Raw genomic sequence first — 17,062 nt, 5'->3', positions numbered from 1 at the left:
CGACCGATCACCCCACCCACTTGCGCGCGTTGCGCCAGATCTCCATCCAGGGGCTGAGCTCGCTCCGGTCGCCCGGCGTCCAGCTCATCTGGATGTTGCGGAACACGCGTTCCGGGTGCGGCATCACGGCGGTAAAGCGGCCGTCTGGCGTGGTCACTGACGTCAGGCCACCGGCGCTGCCGTTCGGGTTGAACGGGTACTGCTCGGTAGGCTTGCCGTGGTTGTCCACGAAACGCATCGCCGCAATGGCCTTTGCCGCATCGCCGCGGTGCTTGAAGTTGGCATAGCCCTCGCCATGCGCCACGGCAATCGGCAAGCGGCTGCCGGCCATGCCCGAGAAGAAGATGCTGGGGGACTCGAGCACTTCGACCATCGACAAGCGCGCTTCGAAGCGTTCGCTCTGGTTGGTGGTGAAGCGCGGCCAGGCTTCGGCGCCCGGGATGATGTCGGCGAGTTCGGCAAACATCTGGCAGCCGTTGCACACGCCCAGGCCGAAGGTGTCTTCGCGGCCGAAGAAGGCCTTGAACTGTTCGGCGAGCTTCGGGTTGAAGGTGATGCTGCGCGCCCAGCCGATGCCGGCGCCCAGGGTGTCGCCGTAGCTGAAGCCGCCGCAGGCGACCACGCCCTTGAAGTTGGCGAGGTCCGCCCTGCCCGTCTGCAGGTCGGTCATGTGGACGTCGTAGGCCTCGAAACCCGCTTCGGTGAAGGCATAGGCCATTTCGACGTGCGAGTTGACGCCCTGCTCGCGCAGGATGGCGACCTTGGGGCGGTGCTGAAGGATGGCGGGGGCGTTGATGCTGCCGCCCTCACCCCTGCCCTCTCCCAGAGGGAGAGGGAGAAATACGTGCATGCCGGGGTCCGAAGGCTCGCCCGCTGCGGCGTGTTCGGCATCGGCGCAGGCCGGGTTGTCGCGCTCGCGGGCGATCTTCCAGCTGACCGAGTCCCACACCTGGTGCAGGTCGTGCAGGCTGGCGCTGAACACCGATTTGGCATCGCGCCACACTTCGACCTTGCCCTTGCCGGCGTCCATGGTCGAGCTGGCCGGACGCGTCTTGCCGACGAAGTGGCTATGGGCGCTGAGGCCGTGGGCGCGCAGCACCTGCATCACGTTGTTGCGATCGGCCGTGCGTACCTGCAGCAGCATGCCGAGTTCTTCGTTGAAGAGTGCCTTGAGCGTGAGCTCCTCGCGCCGCGCGCTGACCTGCTGCGCCCAGTTCTTGGCGTCGCCGGTTTCCATGCGGCTGTCGGAAATGCCGTCGCCTTCGGTCACCAGCATGTCGACGTTAAGCGCCACGCCCACATGGCCGGCAAAGGCCATTTCGCAGGCGGTGGCGAACAGGCCGCCATCGCTGCGGTCGTGCATGGCCAGGATCTTGCCGTCGGCACGCAGTACGTTCACGGCGTTCACCAGCGCCACGAGCTGAGCCGGATCGTCGAGATCGGGCACGGTGTCGCCGCTCTGACCGAGCGTTTGCGCGAGGATGCTGCCGGCCATGCGGTGCTGGCCGCGGCCCAGGTCGACGAGCACGAGCGTGGTGTCGGCCTCTTCCGCATCAAGTTGCGGCGTGAGGGTGCCGCGCACGTCGGCCAGCGTTGCGAACGCGGTCACGATCAGGCTGACGGGCGACGTGACCTTCTTGGCTTCACCATCGTCTTTCCACTGCGTGCGCATCGAGAGCGAATCCTTGCCGACCGGAATCGACACGCCCAGCGCCGGGCACAGCTCCAGGCCCACGGCCTTGACGGTTTCATACAGCGCGGCGTCTTCGCCGGGCTCGCCGCAAGCGGCCATCCAGTTGGCCGAGAGCTTCACGCGCGAGAGTTCGATCGGCGCGGCCAGCAGATTGGTGATGGCTTCTGCAACCGCCATGCGGCCCGAGGCCGGCGCGTCGAGCGCGGCCAGCGGCGTGCGCTCGCCCATGCTCATCGCCTCGCCTGCAAAGCCCTTGTAGTCCGCCAGCGTGACGGCGCAATCGGCCACCGGCACCTGCCATGGGCCGACCATCTGGTCGCGGTGGCTCAGGCCGCCCACGGTGCGGTCGCCGATGGTGATCAAAAATCGCTTGGAGGCGACGGTCGGGTGCGAGAGCACGTCGATGGCGGCCTTCTGCAGATCGACGCCGGTCAGGTCGAGCGGCTTGAAGCTGCGCGCGACGGTCTTCACGTCGCGGTGCATCTTGGGCGGCTTGCCGAGCAGCACGTCCATCGGCATGTCGACCGGCTGCACCGCGGCGCCTTCGTCGGCCACCAGCAGCTGGCGCTCTTCGGTCGCCACGCCCACCACCGAGAACGGGCAGCGCTCGCGCTCGCAGAAGGCCTTGAACTGCTCGAGCGATTCCGGCGCGATGGCCAGCACATAACGCTCCTGGCTCTCGTTGCACCAGATTTCCTTGGGCGCCATGCCCGATTCTTCGAGCGGCACGGCGCGCAGGTCGAAGCGCGCGCCGCGGCCGGCATCGTTGGTCAGCTCAGGAAAGGCATTGCTAAGGCCGCCCGCGCCCACGTCATGGATCGCAAGGATCGGGTTGGCCGGGCCCTGCTGCCAGCAATGGTTGATGACCTCTTGCGCACGGCGCTCGATTTCGGGGTTGCCGCGCTGCACCGAGTCGAAGTCGAGTTCGGCCGCATTGGCGCCCGTGGCCATCGAGCTCGCGGCGCTGCCGCCCATGCCGATGCGCATACCGGGGCCGCCGAGCTGAATGAGCAGCGAGCCGGCCGGGAACTGGATCTTCCTGGTCTGCGTGGCGTCGATGCTGCCAAGGCCGCCGGCGATCATGATGGGCTTGTGATAGCCGCGCTGCACCGTGTCGATGTCGCTCGCCACCGTTTGCTCGTATTCGCGGAAGTAGCCCAGCAGGTTGGGCCGGCCGAATTCGTTGTTGAACGCGGCGCCGCCCAGCGGGCCTTCGGTCATGATCTGCAGCGGACTGGCGATGTGCTCGGGCTTGCCGTAGTGGCCCTCTTCCGGCCAGAGCTTCGATACCGTGAAGCCGGTCAGGCCCGCCTTGGGCTTGGAGCCGCGGCCGGTAGCACCTTCGTCGCGGATTTCGCCGCCGGCACCGGTGGAGGCGCCGGGGAACGGGGAAATGGCGGTCGGATGGTTATGCGTCTCGACCTTCATCAGCACATGGCTCAGCGCGCTATTTTTTTGATAGCTCTGCGAACCCGAAGCCGGGATGAAGCGCTCGACTGTGGAGCCCTCCATGACAGAGGCGTTGTCCGCATACGCAACCACCGTGTGCTGCGGGTTCTGCTTCTCGGTATGGCGGATCATCGAGAACAGGCTCTGGGGCTGTGCCTTGCCGTCGATGGTGAACTGGGCGTTGAAGATCTTGTGGCGGCAGTGCTCGCTGTTGGCCTGCGCGAACATCATCAGTTCGACGTCGCTCGGGTTGCGGCCCAGGCGCGTGAAGGCGTCGACCAGGTAGTCGATCTCGTCCTCGGCCAGCGCCAGGCCGAAACCCGTGTTGGCCGCCACCAGCGCGGCACGGCCGCCGCCCTGCACGTCGACCAGCGCCATCGGCTGGGCCGGCAGTTCGCTGAAGAGGCTCGCGGCCTGATCGACGGTGGCAAGCACCGATTCGGTCATGCGGTCATGCAGCGGGCCTGCCACGGCGGCGAGCGTGTCGCCCTCGAGCACGGGCGCCTTGCCGATCAGCGGCGCCTTGAGCTTCAGGTGGTACTGGGTCACGCGCTCGACCCGGCGCAGCGCAAGGCCGCAGTTGTGGGCGATGTCGGTGGCCTTGGAAGCCCAAGGCGACACGGTGCCAAGGCGCGGCGTGACGACCATCGATGTGGCTGCCTTGGCCGATGGCTCGAAGGGCTCGCCGTAGGTCAGCAGCGCGGCAAAGCGATCATGCTCGGCAGCGCTCAGCGCGGCCTCGGTGACCACCAGGTGCACGAAGCGGGCCGAAATGCCCTCGATGCGCGGCTCGATGGCCTGCAGCTTGGGCAGCAGCTGCCGCGCGCGGAAATCGCTGAGTGCGCTGCCGCCCTCGAACATGGTTACGACAGGAAGGGCTTGGGATGCGGGCTGCGTCACGGTCGATGGGGCCTTGGGGCCGCGTTGGGAATCAAAGAATCGAGGCGGAAGACCGCTGACTGGGGTCATCCGCGTTAACCCGGAATTTTAGCTTGCTGAATGGGATAATTCCGGGATGAGCATTACCTACAAAGACGCAGCGGGCATCGCAGCCATGCGCGTCGCCTGCCGCCTGGCCTCCGAGGTGCTGGACTACCTCACGCCGTTCATCAAGCCGGGCATCACCACGAACGAAATCGACCGGCTCGCCGCCGAATACATGGTCAAGCAGGGCACCACCTCGGCCACAGTGGGCTACATGGGCGCGAGCAGCGTGCCCTTTCCGAAGTCTCTCTGCACCTCGGTCAACCATGTGGTCTGCCACGGCATTCCGAATGACAAGCCTTTGAAGAAGGGCGACATCATGAACGTCGACGTCACGGTGGTGAAGGACGGCTGGTTTGGCGACAACAGCCGCATGTACATCATCGGCGACGCCTCCATTGCGGCCAAGCGGCTTTGCAGCATCACCTTCGAAGCCATGTGGCACGGCATTCTGCAAGTGCGCCCGGGCGCCCACCTGGGCGACATCGGCTACGCAATCCAGAAATTTGCCGAAGGCCACGGTTTTTCTGTCGTGCGCGAGTTCTGCGGCCACGGCGTGGGCCAGCGCTTTCACGAAGAACCGCAGGTGCTGCACTACGGCCGCCCGGGCACGCTCGAAGAACTCAAGCCCGGCATGATCTTCACCATCGAGCCGATGATCAACGCCGGCAAGCGCGACGTGAAGGAAGACTTCAAGGGCGGCCAGTACGACGGCTGGACCATCGTCACGCGCGACCATTCGCTCTCGGCGCAATGGGAGCACACGGTGCTGGTCACCGAAACGGGCTACGAGGTGCTCACGCTGTCCGAAGGCAGCCCGCCCCTGCCCTCCTTCGTCACCTCAACGAAAACGTGAGCCGCGCGAGCGGCGCACGGCCCCGGACAAAGCCGTGATCGAACCAGCCAAGATCGACGTGGCAACGCTGCGCGAAGCCTATCGCGCAAAGAAGCTCGCACTCTTCGAAACCTTGCGTTTTGCACGCGCGCCCACGCGCAGCGTGCACACGGTGCTGCGGCAGTTGTCCGCGCTGGCCGACCAGACCTTGTGCGCGCTTTGGCGGGAGGCCGATTTCGGCGACTCGCTCACCCTGGCGGCCGTGGGCGGCTTCGGCCGCGGCGAGTTGTTCCCGTATTCCGATGTCGACGTGCTCCTGCTGCTGCCGCCCGAAGGGCACGCCAGCGAAATCGATCCGGCACGCATCGAAGCCTTCATCGGGCATTGCTGGGACGCGGGGCTTGAAATCGGCTCGAGCGTGCGCACGCTCGAAGAGTGCCTGGCCGAGGCAGAAAAAGACGTCACCGTGCAGACCTCGCTGCTCGAGGCACGGCTGATTGCGGGCAACAAGAAGCTCTTTGTCGCCTTCCGCCGCCGCTTTACCCGCGCCATCGATCCGCAGGCCTTCTTCGTCGCCAAGTCGCAGGAAATGCGGCACCGCCACCAGAAGTTCGACAACACGCCTTACGCACTCGAACCCAACTGCAAGGAATCGCCGGGCGGCCTGCGCGACCTGCAAACCATTCTCTGGATGACCAAGGCCGCCGGCTACGGCAGCCGTTGGGATGACCTGGCAAAGAACGGCCTGGCCACGCCGTTCGAGGCGCAGCAGATCAAGCGCAACGAAGCGTTGCTTTCGCTGATTCGCGCACGGCTGCACGTGATTGCCAATCGACGCGAAGACCGGCTGGTGTTCGACCTGCAGACGGCCGTGGCCGCGAGCTTCGGCTACGAGAGCGAATCGCAGCGCAAGTCGAGCGAAGCGCTGATGCGGCGCTACTACTGGGCGGCCAAGGCGGTCACGCAGCTCAACCAGATCTTGCTGCTCAACATCTCGGAGCGGCTGCAGCCCAGCGACGAACAGCACACGCCGATCAACGAGCGCTTCTACGAACGCGCCGGCCTTATCGAAATTGCGAGCGACGACCTTTACGAGCGCGAGCCGCGCGCCATTCTCGAGACCTTCCTGCTCTACCAGAAGACCATCGGCGTGAAGGGCCTGTCGGCACGCACGCTGCGCGCGCTCTACAACGCGCGCCATGTCATGGACAGCAAGTTCCGGAACGACCCGGCGAATCACGAGACCTTCATGCGCATCCTGCTGCAGCCGTACGGCATCACGCATGCGTTCAGGCTCATGAACCAGACCTCGGTGCTGGGGCGGTACCTGCGGGTGTTCCGCAGCATCGTGGGGCAGATGCAGCACGACCTTTTCCACGTGTACACGGTGGACCAGCACATCCTGATGGTGCTGCGCAACGTGCGGCGCTTCTTCATTGCCGAGCACGCGCACGAATATCCGTTCTGCTCGCAGCTTGCGGCCGGCTGGGACAAGCCGTGGATTCTTTACGTGGCCGCACTGTTCCACGACATTGCCAAGGGCCGCGGCGGCGACCACTCGACGCTCGGCGCGCGCGACGTGCAACGCTTCTGCAAGCAGCATGGCATTGCGCGCGAAGACGCGAAGCTCATCGAATTTCTCGTGGCCGAACACCTGGTGATGAGCCAGGTGGCGCAAAAGCAGGACCTGAGCGACCCGGAAGTGATCGGCGCGTTTGCCAAGCGCGTGGGCAACGAGCGCTACCTCACGGCGCTCTACCTGCTCACCATTGCCGATATTCGCGGCACATCGCCACGCGTGTGGAATGCCTGGAAGGGCAAGCTGCTCGAAGACCTTTACCGCTACACCCTGCGCGCCCTCGGTGGCCGCATGCCCGACCCGGATGCCGAGGTGGAGTCACGCAAGCGCGAGGCGCTGGTGCAGCTTGCACTGCATGCGCAGCGCTTCGAAGCACACAAGGCGCTGTGGGACACGCTCGACGTCGGCTACTTCATGCGCCACGAGGCCAGCGAGATCGCCTGGCACGCCAAGCAGCTTTCGCGCTTTGTGCCGCCACCCAATGTGCCGGTGGACCCCAAGGCACCGCCCATCGTGCGGGCGCGCCTTTCGCCCGTCGGCGAAGGACTGCAGGTGGTGGTGTACACGCCCGACCAGCCCGATCTCTTCGCGCGCATCTGCGGCTATTTCGACCAGTCGTCGTTCAGCATTCTTGACGCGAAAGTACACACCACCAGCAACGGCTACGGTCTCGACACCTTCCAGGTTGTAACTACTTTCCTGCCCGACCATTACCGCGATCTCATCAGCATGGTCGAGTTGGGCCTTGCTCAAACGCTCACAGAGGCCGGCCCCCTGCCCCCGCCCAGCGTGGGCCGGGTCTCGCGCCGGGTGCGCAGCTTTCCCATCAAGCCGCGCATCAGCCTGCTGCCCGACGACAAGGCGCAGCGCTGGCTGCTCAACATCTCGGCCAGCGACCGCGCGGGGCTGCTGTATTCGGTGGCGCGCGTGCTCGCGCGGCACCACCTGAACCTGCAGCTCGCCAAGGTCACAACGCTTGGCGAACGAGTGGAAGACACGTTCCTTATCAGCGGCCCCGAGCTGCAGGGACAGAAGACGCAACTGGCCATCGAGACGGAGCTGATGGAGGCGCTGGCCTCCTGAGGCGCTTGCTTTCCGCTTGTTTCGTTCGCAGGCGCATCCTGCGGCATGATGTTGCCGACTTGATTCAACTCGAACGGCAACACTCGACATGAGCCAAAAGACCAACCCTCTTGCGGGCCAGCCCGCACCGCTGGACCTGCTCGTCAACGTTCCGCGCCTCATCTCGGCCTATTACACGGGCCGGCCCGATCCATCGGTGCCCGCCCAGCGCGTGGCCTTTGGAACATCGGGGCACCGCGGCTCTTCTTTCGACGACGCTTTCAACGAATGGCATGTGCTGGCGATAAGCCAGGCGATTGCCGACTATCGGCGGCAAAAGGGCATCGACGGCCCGCTGTTCCTGGGCATCGATACGCATGCGCTCTCCACGCCCGCATTCAACAGCGCGGTGGAAGTGCTGGCCGCCAACGGCGTGGAGCTGATGCTCTCGAAGGACGACGAATACACGCCCACGCCCGCGGTCTCGCATGCCATCCTGGTCTACAACCGCGGCCGCACGACAGGGCTGGCCGACGGCATCGTGATCACGCCTTCGCACAACCCGCCCGAAAGCGGCGGCTTCAAGTACAACCCGCCCAACGGTGGCCCGGCGGGCACCGACATTACCTCCGCGGTCGAGGCTGCCGCCAACAAGATGCTGGCGAACGGGCTCGAAGGCGTGAAGCGCATGCCACTCGCGCAGGCGCTGCGCGCATCGACCACGCACCGCCACGACTACCTGAACACGTATGTCGAAGACCTGGCGCAGGTGCTCGACATGGATGCCATCCGCGGTGTGGAGATCGACCTCGGTGTCGACCCGTTGGGTGGCGCCGGCGTGCACTACTGGCCGGCCATCGCCGAGCGCTACAAGCTCAAGCGCCTTACCGTGCTGAACCAGGAAGTCGACCCGACCTTCCGCTTCATGTCGCTCGACTGGGACGGCCGCATCCGCATGGACCCGTCGTCGCCCGACGCGATGCACAAGCTGATCGCGCTGAAAGACCGCTTCGGCATCGCCTTTGCCTGCGACACCGATCACGACCGCCATGGCGTGGTCGCGCGCAGCTCGGGCCTGATGCAGCCGAACAGCTACCTCGCGGTGATGATCGACTACCTCTACACGCACCGACCGCAATGGCCGGCGCAGGCGGCCGTGGGCAAGACGGTGGTGAGCAGCCAGATGATCGACCGCGTCACGGCCCGACTCGGCCGCAAGCTCTACGAGGTGCCGGTGGGCTTCAAGTGGTTCGTCGACGGGCTGGTGGATGGATCGCTGGGCTTCGGCGGCGAAGAAAGCGCGGGCGCGACCTTCCTGCGCTTCGATGGCTCTGCGTGGACCACAGACAAGGACGGCATCGTGCCTGCCCTGCTCTCGGCCGAGATCGCCGCGCGCACCGGGCGCGATCCGGGCGAACGCTATGCGGAACTGACACAGGCACTGGGCCAGCCGGTGTCCGACCGCGTCGATGCGGCAGCCACGGTCGAGCAGAAGAAAAAGCTGTCGAGCCTGTCGCCGCAGCAGATCAGTTCGACCGAACTGGCCGGCGACAAGATCGAAGCCGTGCTGAGCCATGCGCCGGGCAACGGCGCGGCCATCGGCGGCGTGAAGGTCGTCACGGCCAACGGCTGGTTCGCCGCCCGGCCCTCGGGCACCGAGAACATCTACAAGATCTACGGCGAAAGCTTCAAGGGTGCGGAGCACCTGGGGCGCATCCTCGAAGAGGCGCAGAAGGTGGTGGACAAGGCGCTGTCGGCGGGCTGAGGAAAAAGCTACAAACACATGCGATCACAAACAATGCAGTTAGGCCTCGCATGCATGCTGGTGGCTTCCGCTGCCCCTGCGATGGCCTGCTCTCCTTCGAGCGATCCCACCGCCCGCCCGAACTATGAGGAATACCTCAAAGGCAAGTACCGGTTTTGGGGAGTGGTTGTCGCAGAGGAATCCGTGACGACTCCGGCAGCACCGCTGCGGCCCGCCGCGACGATGAAAGGGCTGCGCGTTCAGGGCTCACGCCATGCTCGAGGTCCGTTATGGTGCGCTGTGTAGAGGATTCGCGAATCCCTACAGGGGTGCCACGCAGCCATTGATCAACTGAGGATCAGGTTGCCCGGAACGACACGCTGCGACGTGGCCTTGCTAGGCATCACCCCGTCTTCGATCGCCTCAAGAGATCTGCTGCGGGGCTCGTGGTCGCCCTCACGCCTTACCGAAGGCCTGCGGGAGCACCCGCGTTGCCGCTTTTCGCAACCATCCCAAACGCCACGCACCAAGGAGCGTCAGTGGCAGAGATAGAAGGAGCGACAGCACCGCTGTGAGGAACAGTGCCCGAAAGTAGGCGCTATTGCCGCGATCGCGAAGTTCAAAGTATCGCTTGAGGGTGGCAACGGAGGGATCACGAGTGTCGTGGACAACCTGGTGATTCTCCTGGGCGAATCTTCTCGCCCCTTCTTCGTTGGTGGATGTCGTAGTCAGCCGAGTTCGAACCCTAGACGGGCCGTTCAGAACGCAAGTCCATGGATACACTGACTGCTCCAGAACGACGGACTGACAAAATGAGCGAGGACATCAAACGCCAGGCATTGGCGCATCTGAACGAGCAGCAAGCCGCACTCGACGCGCGAGAGCACGCCGCGAAGATCGCTCGCGAAGCAGCAGCAAAGAAAAGACAGGAAGCTTTGCAAAAGTTCTTGGACCTTTGCGCTTCCACTATCGAACCTGCAATGACGGAGTTTCGCGGCTACTTGGACGGACAAGCCATCACCGGCAGTTTTCACAAGGATTTTGAGGATCGACCCTACCCGAGGATGTCCTTTTTTTTCACGTCCCAAGAGCGGCGCAATCTGGCCTCGGTGGAGTTCAAGTACACGGGCGACGGAGATGTTGACGTACAGACCAAACAAGGCCCGGCGACTTCCATCGGCATCAGTATGGCCAATAAAGAAGTGACCAAGGAGGCCGTACAGCAAACTCTTCTAGATGTCTTGAAGAAGCTGAAGCTCTGAACCGCCAGGGCAGTCCTGACGGGTGAAGGTGCGATTGAAATGGTGCGAGGAGACAACTAGCTGGCGAAGCGCCTCGGTCATAGACCCATCCGGCTAAACGCGCAGTGTGCGCTGAACTGTGCGGTTCACGTATTGCCCTCCGTCCCCTGGGATGGGCAACGGGGAATGGTGGAGTGGCTTGCCGTCCCGCTCCAACGCCAGGGCCGCAGTGATGTTCGGGTCCGTAGTCGGTGAGTGATGTTCTCGCGGACATGGCTCTACCGCGAAACCGTATGGAGGTCCTGACCCGGTCAGAGACGCACCCACTCGGAAGTCAGCACACTGCATGCCTCCAACGCTCAACGAGTGGACTTTCGAGTTACCCGCTGCCTCGCCCATGAGGCTGCATTGCGCCACCAAGCGGCCGCCCCCGGCTCCTCGGCGCGGAGGCTTCCCTGGTGGTTCTTTATGCAGCGAAGCAAGGTGATTTGAATGCCTGCGAGCTCTTCGAGCGCTTCCGATCGGCTGGGCAGCGCAGCATTGCCAGCACGATGCTCCTTAAGCTGATAGCTGTAGGTCGTAAGGCGGTCCTGGAACCGATCAACATGTTCGCGGATGCTGACCGCAAGGGATGGATCAACAACGTTGAAGTTGCCGAATCCGACCGAGATGGCCTGAAGCTTCTCTTCTATCGTCTTAAAAACCTCTTCTTCCGCCTGCAAGTCTGTGCCTTGAGCAGGGGGCAGCGCCACCCACAGATTCGAAGTGAAGTCGAGAAGGGGTTCAGTAGTGCTCGGCGAGAGTACCTTCCGCAGCCAGTAGTCGTCATTGATCGACTGCGTGCGAGCATGGCTGTCCTTGGACCTGTTGTAGCCCAACGCCTTCCAGCTAACCACGAGAGCGAGAATGCTTATCAGAGCCGATGGAATACTAGGAAGAATTTTTTCCCAAGAAGCATCTTTCCCCGAGAGGCATACCACCAGGGCAGATTCCTTCAAGCCCTGCACCTGACGACAATCGAGACCCTCTACCCGCACTACGTCGGCTTGGCCGCTGGCAGTAGCGCCTTGAGTATCCAACGGTCCGGCCGCAGCGAAGAACCTGGCCATTTCAGCCTGCTCTGCTCTGCCAACGGACGAAGGGGGGAGCGTGCGTTCGACACGCAACTCTAGACCGTACGGGTCGTTCAACGTGACTGTCAGGCGAAGAGGTTACGCTGTTGAAGCGCTCGCGCTACGTAGCCCTCCACCTCGGGCTTTAGGAAGTCCGGAGCCTGAAAATGGAACCGATGGAAGAAGGCACCCTTACTGCCGCAACGAATCACGCTCGGCCCCAGAAGTCCAAGGAAAAATGAACTCGTCACTGTGTAGGTTCCCTCAGGAATCACGATGGTCACGTCGGCCTCTTCGCTGTCGAATTTGTCGAGCGCCAACTTCTCACGCAGCTGCTTACCACGCTCCCGTCCTGTGTAGACGGGGCCGTTGTACTTGGCAAGGTCGATGGTGACCGCGTTCATGATGGTGTTCCTGTGGATGGCACCGTGGTGGCTTGCTCTGCAGAGATCGGAAATTTTATGCTTAGTACGGTACCAGGGAATGTAGCCGAATCCATGTGCATCACACTGGTAGGGTCGGGCTTCTGGTGCAAGTCGTTGGCGTCATTGAATGCAATCACCCCTGAACCTGCGCCGTTCGGCTTCATCCGGTATCGACCATCGAAAAGTATGCGCGTTCCACCCGAAATCAAGGTCATGATTGGGTTTAAAGCCGAGCCTTCAGCGAGGCACTCCGAACAAACACGCTCGAAGAACATCATCAGGTCATAGGTTCCATTGCCTCGAGTATCGTCTTTTGTATAGTTCTTCGTGCTGACGTGCTGCTGCAGTGCTATCAATGTATAGAGATCATCAGGGTTCCAGCTCTTTTTGAACAGTTGCTTTTTTGAATGAGATTCAACATAGCGAGAAATCATATCTCTCGTGTACGAATCCGAATCCAAATCCCTGAAATTTTGCGAAAATGTTTTGCCAAAATTAAACAAAACTATTTCGCAGACCCAGGGTGCGCGATGAGTATCCAAGTACCCTTGGATTGACCAATCCATCATTCCTGCGTGCTCTTCCGCATTGTCCAGGATTTCACCTATGTATCGGCAGAGCAAATGTCTGGCAGCAGGCGTGAATTGCCGGCCAACGCGCTCCAAGCAGCCACTAAGGTGATCTGCAAACTGTTGTGTGACACGCGACTTCTTGTCGACCTCGGTGAGCCGCACCGCGCGCATGTAGTGGCGACACCTGTCGTCAAACGCCTCCAGCTTGGCAGCCTCTTCGGGCTCAGGGTACTCATGGACAATTTGTAATTTCTTGATGACACCCAAAGCTCGAATTAATCGTTTGAGCTTCTTGTCAGCTGGATATTGCCCAGTCCATCGAACCTTGCGTCTTTCCTTGCGCGCCTTAAATGAGACCTCTGCGACCAAGACATCCAAAATCGCGTTGGCCCCAACATCGTATTGCTTTACCTTCCCGAGATTAATGTGGATAGAGCGGGGTTTCTCAACTAACAAGTCGGCAGCCAGGCGACGTAGTGCATCGAGACATTCATCCGGATTTTCGATTATGGAAAAATTCTCAGGGGCCTCGAAGATCACGCGTCTTTTGCGCACCGCGCGAGCGCTTGGCACGAGTCCATCGGCGAGAAGTCGTATTACGGTCGAGTGCTCGCCATAATGCGCGTCAATCTCCTCTTGGTCAGACTGATTTGAAGCAGCGCGCCATTTTCTGTGGTTGCGCCTAAAGGCTTTTCTTTCTCTTTTTTCCTTCAGAAAGCGGGAGACGTCGACGGCGGCAAGAGATCGCATGCTGAAATGTAACAGTCAACTGCACCGATGTTTGAACTAACGGCTCATCAAGCCGCACACAGCTCGTTGCGTGGTTGCTTCGGTCTTCGACGCCGTCATCGGTCAGAGTGCCCAGGCGGTCGTCGATCACGCTCAGCTTCAGGCCGATGAGCTCGGCCAGCGTCTCGCGGGTGACGATCTGCTCCTGGGCTTGCAAGTCTTGCACGGCCTCAAGCACCGGGGCGGCTATTGATTTCCGGGCGTCAGCCATTCGGATGTCCAGCTATGTCGCGCCGGGCTGCATGGTGCGGGCCACGGCTGAGATCCTGGTCGCCTGGCTACCCGAATGGCGCTTCGCCCGCGAGCGCGATCCGGCAACCGGCTACGCCGAACTGATGCCGAGGCCTCAAAAGAAAGAACTGAACCCGGCAGCGCTGGCTATCTGCAGGGTTCAGGTCGGCGCGCCCGCCAGCCTTCGCTCCAGCCACACGCTGTAGCGCGAAAGCCCAAAGCACAGCACCCAATACACCGCCGCGATGAAGAGATAGCCCTCGAGGTAGAACGGCCGCCAGGTCGGATCGCCGCCTAAGGCCAGGCCCAATGCGCCGGTCAGCTCAAACAGCCCCACCACGGTGACCAGCGATGTGTCTTTCAGCGTGCCCACCACGTTGTTGGTCAGCGCCGGCACCACGAGCCGCAACGCCTGCGGCAGCACGATGTCCCGCTGCACCGGCCAGCGCCCGAAGCCGAGCGCCATCGCCACCTCGGTCTGTCCGCGCGGCACGGCCTGCAGGCCGCCGCGGATGATCTCGGCCAGGTAGGCCGCCACGAACAGCGTAAGCCCCGCCAGCACGCGCACCAGCACATCGGGCTGCCAACCCGCGGGCCACAGCAGCGGCAGCAGGAAAGAGGCCATGAACAGCACCGAGATCAGCGGCACGCCGCGCACCAGCTCGATGTAGCTCGCGCTGAGCGTGCGAACCACCGGCCAGCCCGAGCGGCGCCCCAGTGCGAGCAGCAGTGCCAGCGGAAAGGCCAGCGCCAGGCCCACCACCGCAAGGCCGATGGTGAGCGGCAGCCCGCCCCAGCGACTGGTCGGCACGGAGGCGAGGCCCGCCACGCCGCCGCGCATCAGCAGCACGAACAGCAGCAGCGCCGCAACCCACAGTGGCGCCAGCCACCAGCGCCAGCTGCGCGGCCAGGCGCTCAGCACCGTGACGGCCGACAACACCACCACGGCAATGGCAGGACGCCACTGCTCTTCATAGGGAAAGCGGCCGAACAGCATCGGCCGCCACTTCTCGGCCACCACACCCCAGCAGGCGCCGTGCTGTACCGCGCGGCAGGCTTCAGCGTCGGGCCGGAACACCGCGTTCAGCACGCCCCATTCGACGGCATGGAAGCCGCCCCACGCAAGCAGCGCAAGCAGCAGCACCGTGGCCAACGCGCGCAGCGGCGAACCCCAGAGCTCGCTGCGCCAGGCAATGGGGCCTTGGGCGACGTTTCTCATTGCCAGCCCCTGAGCGCAACCCTTGCGTTGTAGCAGTTCATGCCGAAAGAGATCAGCAGCGACAGCAGCAGGTACACCGCCATGATGATCGCGATGCACTCGAAAGCGCGCCCGTTCGAGCCGATGGTGGTGTTGGCTACCGACACCAGTTCGGGGTAGCCCACGGCGACCGCGAGCGACGAATTCTTGGTGAGGCTGAGCAGCTGGTTGGTGAGCGAAGGCACGATCACGCGCAGCGCCTGCGGCAGGATCACGACGCGCAGCTGCTGCACCGTCGTAAGGCCGAGCGCCTGCCCGGCCAACACCTGCCCCTGCGACACCGAGAGAATGCCGGCACGCACGATTTCCGCCACGAAAGCCGCCGAGTAAAACGACAGGCCCGCGACGATGGTCACGTACTCAGGGCTCAGCGCCGCACCGCCGCTCACGCCAAAGTCGCCCTTCTCGGGCCATTCGAAGTGCGTGGGCCACCAGCCGTCCTCGCCCGACACAGGCCAGGGCACGCTCAAACCGCCCTTGCTGAGCCACACCCCCGGCAGCAAACGCACCGGCTCGGTCGGGTCGGGCAACAGGTTGGCCATGGCAAAGGCCAGCATCAGCAGTTGCACCAGCAGCGGCACATTGCGCAGCACTTCGACATACGCCGTGCAAATGCCGCGCAACAGCACGTGCGGCGCGAGCCGGCCGATGCCGATCAAGGTGCCGAGCACGACCGCGAAGACGGCCGCGGGCACCGCCGCCCGCACGGTGTTGATCAACCCGGCAAGGAAGGCGCGCCAGAACGGCTGGCTGGCATCGAAGTCGAGCCAGCCTTCGCTGATGGAAAAGCCCGCCGGCTCGGTGAGAAAGTCGAACCCCGACCGCACCCCGCGCGAGCGCAGCACATCGAGCGCGTGGTTCATCACCCAGACGGCGCCGGCCAGCACGGCCAGCACCAGCAGCGCCTGGACGATCCAGGCCAGCCAGGCGCCGCGGCGCGAGGCTTGCCGGCTCATCGAACCGGTGGTGCGTAGATCAGGCCGCCCTTGTTCCAGAGATTGTTCGATCCGCGCGGCAGCTTGAGCACAGATTTCGGTCCGACGTTGCGCTCGAACATTTCGCCGTAGTTACCCACGGCCTTGATGGCGCGGAACGACCAATCCTTGTCGAGGCCCAGCAGCTTGCCCAGGTCTTCGCCGGTGCCGACCAGGCGCTGTTGCGCCGGGTCCTTGCTGTTGGCCTTCAAATCGTCTGCATTGGCTTGGGTAACGCCGAATTCCTCGGCCTCGATGAGCGCGTTGGGCACCCACTTGGCAATGGCAAACCATTCGTCGTCGCCGCGGCGCACCAGCGGCGCGAGCGGCTCCTTGGAAATGAGCTCGGGCAGGATGATGTAGTCGTCGGGGTTGGGTGCCTCCTTGTTGCGCAGCCCCGCGAGCGCCGAGGCGTCGGTGGTGAAAGCCTGGCAGCGGCCCGAGAAAAATGCCTTGAACGAAGCCTCGAAGCTTTCGAACACCACCGTCTTGACCGGAATGTTCTGGGCGCGGAAGTAGTCCGACACGTTCTTCTCGTTGGTGGTGCCCGACTGCGTGCAGATGGTCGCGTTCTTGAGCTGCTTGGCGCTGGTCACCTTGAGCTTCTTCGGCACCAAGAAGCCTTGGCCGTCGTAATAGGTGATGGTGGTGAAGTTGAAGCCCAGCGAAGCATCGCGCGTGAGCGTCCACGTGGTGTTGCGCGCAAGAATGTCGATTTCGCCGGCCTGCAGGGCCGAGAAGCGCTGCTGCGAATTGAGCGGCACGAAATCGACCTTTTTCGCGTCGCCCAGCACGGCGGCGGCAATGGCGCGGCAGGTGTCCACGTCCAGGCCCGACCAGTTGCCCTGCGTATCGGGCGCGGAAAAGCCGGCCACGCCGTTCGTCACGCCGCATTTCACGGTGCCGCGCTGCTTGACGGCGTCGAGCGTTTTACCGGCGAAGGCCGGCGCGGCGGCCGCAAAAGCAACGATGGATGCGGCAATGGCCAGCGCGGGACGGAATCGACTCTTCATTGGTGTGTTCTCCTCAACAAACAAGCAAAAGGCAGTGTACGGGGCAGCGCGCTACTCTGCCAAAGAACGGACGGTTGAATGCATATGCCGCATCGTGAGCT

The 17,062-nt window shown here is 63.3% G+C and carries 13 protein-coding genes; 5 read left to right on the top strand and 8 right to left on the bottom strand.

Annotated elements, in window-relative coordinates; all coding sequences use genetic code 11:
- Positions 1-7: 7 nt before the first annotated feature.
- Positions 8-4,003 carry a phosphoribosylformylglycinamidine synthase gene (gene purL / locus V9K97_RS02250; protein ID WP_337316029.1) on the bottom strand — a complete coding sequence of 1,332 codons (3,996 nt, stop codon included), beginning with the start codon at positions 4,001-4,003 and terminating at the stop codon, positions 8-10.
- A 154-nt stretch (positions 4,004-4,157) separates the two neighbouring features.
- Here purL and map point away from each other — a divergent pair, with 154 nt between their 5' ends.
- The 4 genes from map (at position 4,158) to V9K97_RS02230 (ending at position 10,608) form a co-directional block, all read left to right on the top strand.
- Positions 4,158-4,982, top strand: a complete 825-nt coding sequence (map, locus tag V9K97_RS02245) for a type I methionyl aminopeptidase (protein ID WP_337311357.1) — start codon at positions 4,158-4,160, stop codon at positions 4,980-4,982.
- 34 nt (positions 4,983-5,016) lie between these two features.
- The gene (locus tag V9K97_RS02240) at positions 5,017-7,623 is read left to right on the top strand and encodes a [protein-PII] uridylyltransferase (protein WP_337295823.1); all 2,607 of its coding nucleotides are present in this window, start codon (positions 5,017-5,019) and stop codon (positions 7,621-7,623) included.
- A gap of 88 nt (positions 7,624-7,711) precedes the next feature.
- Positions 7,712-9,367, top strand: a complete 1,656-nt coding sequence (gene pgm / locus V9K97_RS02235; RefSeq protein WP_337316000.1) for a phosphoglucomutase (alpha-D-glucose-1,6-bisphosphate-dependent) — start codon at positions 7,712-7,714, stop codon at positions 9,365-9,367.
- Between the two features lie 791 nt (positions 9,368-10,158).
- Positions 10,159-10,608, top strand: coding sequence for a hypothetical protein (locus V9K97_RS02230; protein WP_337315999.1), 450 nt, complete (start codon positions 10,159-10,161; stop codon positions 10,606-10,608).
- A gap of 338 nt (positions 10,609-10,946) precedes the next feature.
- Here V9K97_RS02230 and V9K97_RS02225 read toward each other — a convergent pair whose 3' ends face one another.
- The 4 genes from V9K97_RS02225 to V9K97_RS02210 all read right to left on the bottom strand — a co-directional run bounded on the left by V9K97_RS02225 (position 10,947) and on the right by V9K97_RS02210 (position 13,696).
- Positions 10,947-11,696 carry a hypothetical protein gene (locus V9K97_RS02225; protein WP_337315998.1) on the bottom strand — a complete coding sequence of 250 codons (750 nt, stop codon included), beginning with the start codon at positions 11,694-11,696 and terminating at the stop codon, positions 10,947-10,949.
- An 89-nt stretch (positions 11,697-11,785) separates the two neighbouring features.
- Entirely contained in the window at positions 11,786-12,103 is a 318-nt protein-coding gene (locus V9K97_RS02220) for a hypothetical protein (protein ID WP_337315997.1), read from the bottom strand.
- Complete coding sequence (locus V9K97_RS02215) at positions 12,100-13,446, bottom strand: hypothetical protein (protein ID WP_337315996.1); 1,347 nt, start codon at positions 13,444-13,446, stop codon at positions 12,100-12,102. The genes V9K97_RS02220 and V9K97_RS02215 overlap by 4 nt, the downstream gene beginning before the upstream one ends.
- Positions 13,379-13,696: a hypothetical protein gene (locus V9K97_RS02210; protein WP_337315995.1), complete on the bottom strand. Its 318-nt coding sequence runs from the start codon at positions 13,694-13,696 to the stop codon at positions 13,379-13,381. Before V9K97_RS02210 ends, V9K97_RS02215 begins: the two co-directional genes overlap by 68 nt.
- 4 nt (positions 13,697-13,700) lie before the next feature.
- On the opposite strand from V9K97_RS02210, the gene V9K97_RS27255 reads away from it, so the two are divergent.
- Positions 13,701-13,922: a hypothetical protein gene (locus V9K97_RS27255; RefSeq protein WP_443302382.1), complete on the top strand. Its 222-nt coding sequence runs from the start codon at positions 13,701-13,703 to the stop codon at positions 13,920-13,922.
- Here V9K97_RS27255 and V9K97_RS02200 read toward each other — a convergent pair.
- The 3 genes from V9K97_RS02200 to V9K97_RS02190 are packed head-to-tail and all read right to left on the bottom strand — an operon-like array spanning position 13,877 to position 16,961.
- The gene (locus V9K97_RS02200) at positions 13,877-14,935 is read right to left on the bottom strand and encodes an amino acid ABC transporter permease (RefSeq protein ID WP_337315994.1); all 1,059 of its coding nucleotides are present in this window, start codon (positions 14,933-14,935) and stop codon (positions 13,877-13,879) included. The genes V9K97_RS27255 and V9K97_RS02200 overlap by 46 nt on opposite strands.
- Positions 14,932-15,930, bottom strand: a complete 999-nt coding sequence (locus V9K97_RS02195) for an amino acid ABC transporter permease (RefSeq protein WP_337315993.1) — start codon at positions 15,928-15,930, stop codon at positions 14,932-14,934. Before V9K97_RS02195 ends, V9K97_RS02200 begins: the two co-directional genes overlap by 4 nt.
- Complete coding sequence (locus V9K97_RS02190; RefSeq protein WP_337315992.1) at positions 15,927-16,961, bottom strand: amino acid ABC transporter substrate-binding protein; 1,035 nt, start codon at positions 16,959-16,961, stop codon at positions 15,927-15,929. Before V9K97_RS02190 ends, V9K97_RS02195 begins: the two co-directional genes overlap by 4 nt.
- Positions 16,962-17,062 lie beyond the last annotated feature (101 nt).

This window comes from Variovorax sp. CCNWLW186 (assembly GCF_037203865.1).
Lineage (GTDB): Bacteria > Pseudomonadota > Gammaproteobacteria > Burkholderiales > Burkholderiaceae_C > Variovorax.
Note: the sequence above shows the minus strand (reverse complement) of the source record. Positions and strands in the feature narration are given on the sequence as shown.

Excerpts from the sequence above, each read along its gene's own strand:
- pgm (WP_337316000.1), top strand. The coding sequence starts at position 7,712 with ATGAGCCAAAAGACCAACCCTCTTGCGGGCCAGCCCGCACCGCTGGAC.
- V9K97_RS02230 (WP_337315999.1), top strand. The coding sequence starts at position 10,159 with ATGAGCGAGGACATCAAACGCCAGGCATTGGCGCATCTGAACGAGCAG.
- V9K97_RS02200 (WP_337315994.1), bottom strand. The coding sequence starts at position 14,935 with ATGAGAAACGTCGCCCAAGGCCCCATTGCCTGGCGCAGCGAGCTCTGG.
- V9K97_RS02215 (WP_337315996.1), bottom strand. The coding sequence starts at position 13,446 with ATGCGATCTCTTGCCGCCGTCGACGTCTCCCGCTTTCTGAAGGAAAAA.
- V9K97_RS02195 (WP_337315993.1), bottom strand. The coding sequence starts at position 15,930 with ATGAGCCGGCAAGCCTCGCGCCGCGGCGCCTGGCTGGCCTGGATCGTC.
- purL (WP_337316029.1), bottom strand. The coding sequence starts at position 4,003 with ATGTTCGAGGGCGGCAGCGCACTCAGCGATTTCCGCGCGCGGCAGCTG.
- V9K97_RS02190 (WP_337315992.1), bottom strand. The coding sequence starts at position 16,961 with ATGAAGAGTCGATTCCGTCCCGCGCTGGCCATTGCCGCATCCATCGTT.
- V9K97_RS02225 (WP_337315998.1), bottom strand. The coding sequence starts at position 11,696 with ATGGCCAGGTTCTTCGCTGCGGCCGGACCGTTGGATACTCAAGGCGCT.
- V9K97_RS02210 (WP_337315995.1), bottom strand. The coding sequence starts at position 13,696 with ATGGCTGACGCCCGGAAATCAATAGCCGCCCCGGTGCTTGAGGCCGTG.
- map (WP_337311357.1), top strand. The coding sequence starts at position 4,158 with ATGAGCATTACCTACAAAGACGCAGCGGGCATCGCAGCCATGCGCGTC.
- V9K97_RS02220 (WP_337315997.1), bottom strand. The coding sequence starts at position 12,103 with ATGAACGCGGTCACCATCGACCTTGCCAAGTACAACGGCCCCGTCTAC.
- V9K97_RS27255 (WP_443302382.1), top strand. The coding sequence starts at position 13,701 with ATGTCCAGCTATGTCGCGCCGGGCTGCATGGTGCGGGCCACGGCTGAG.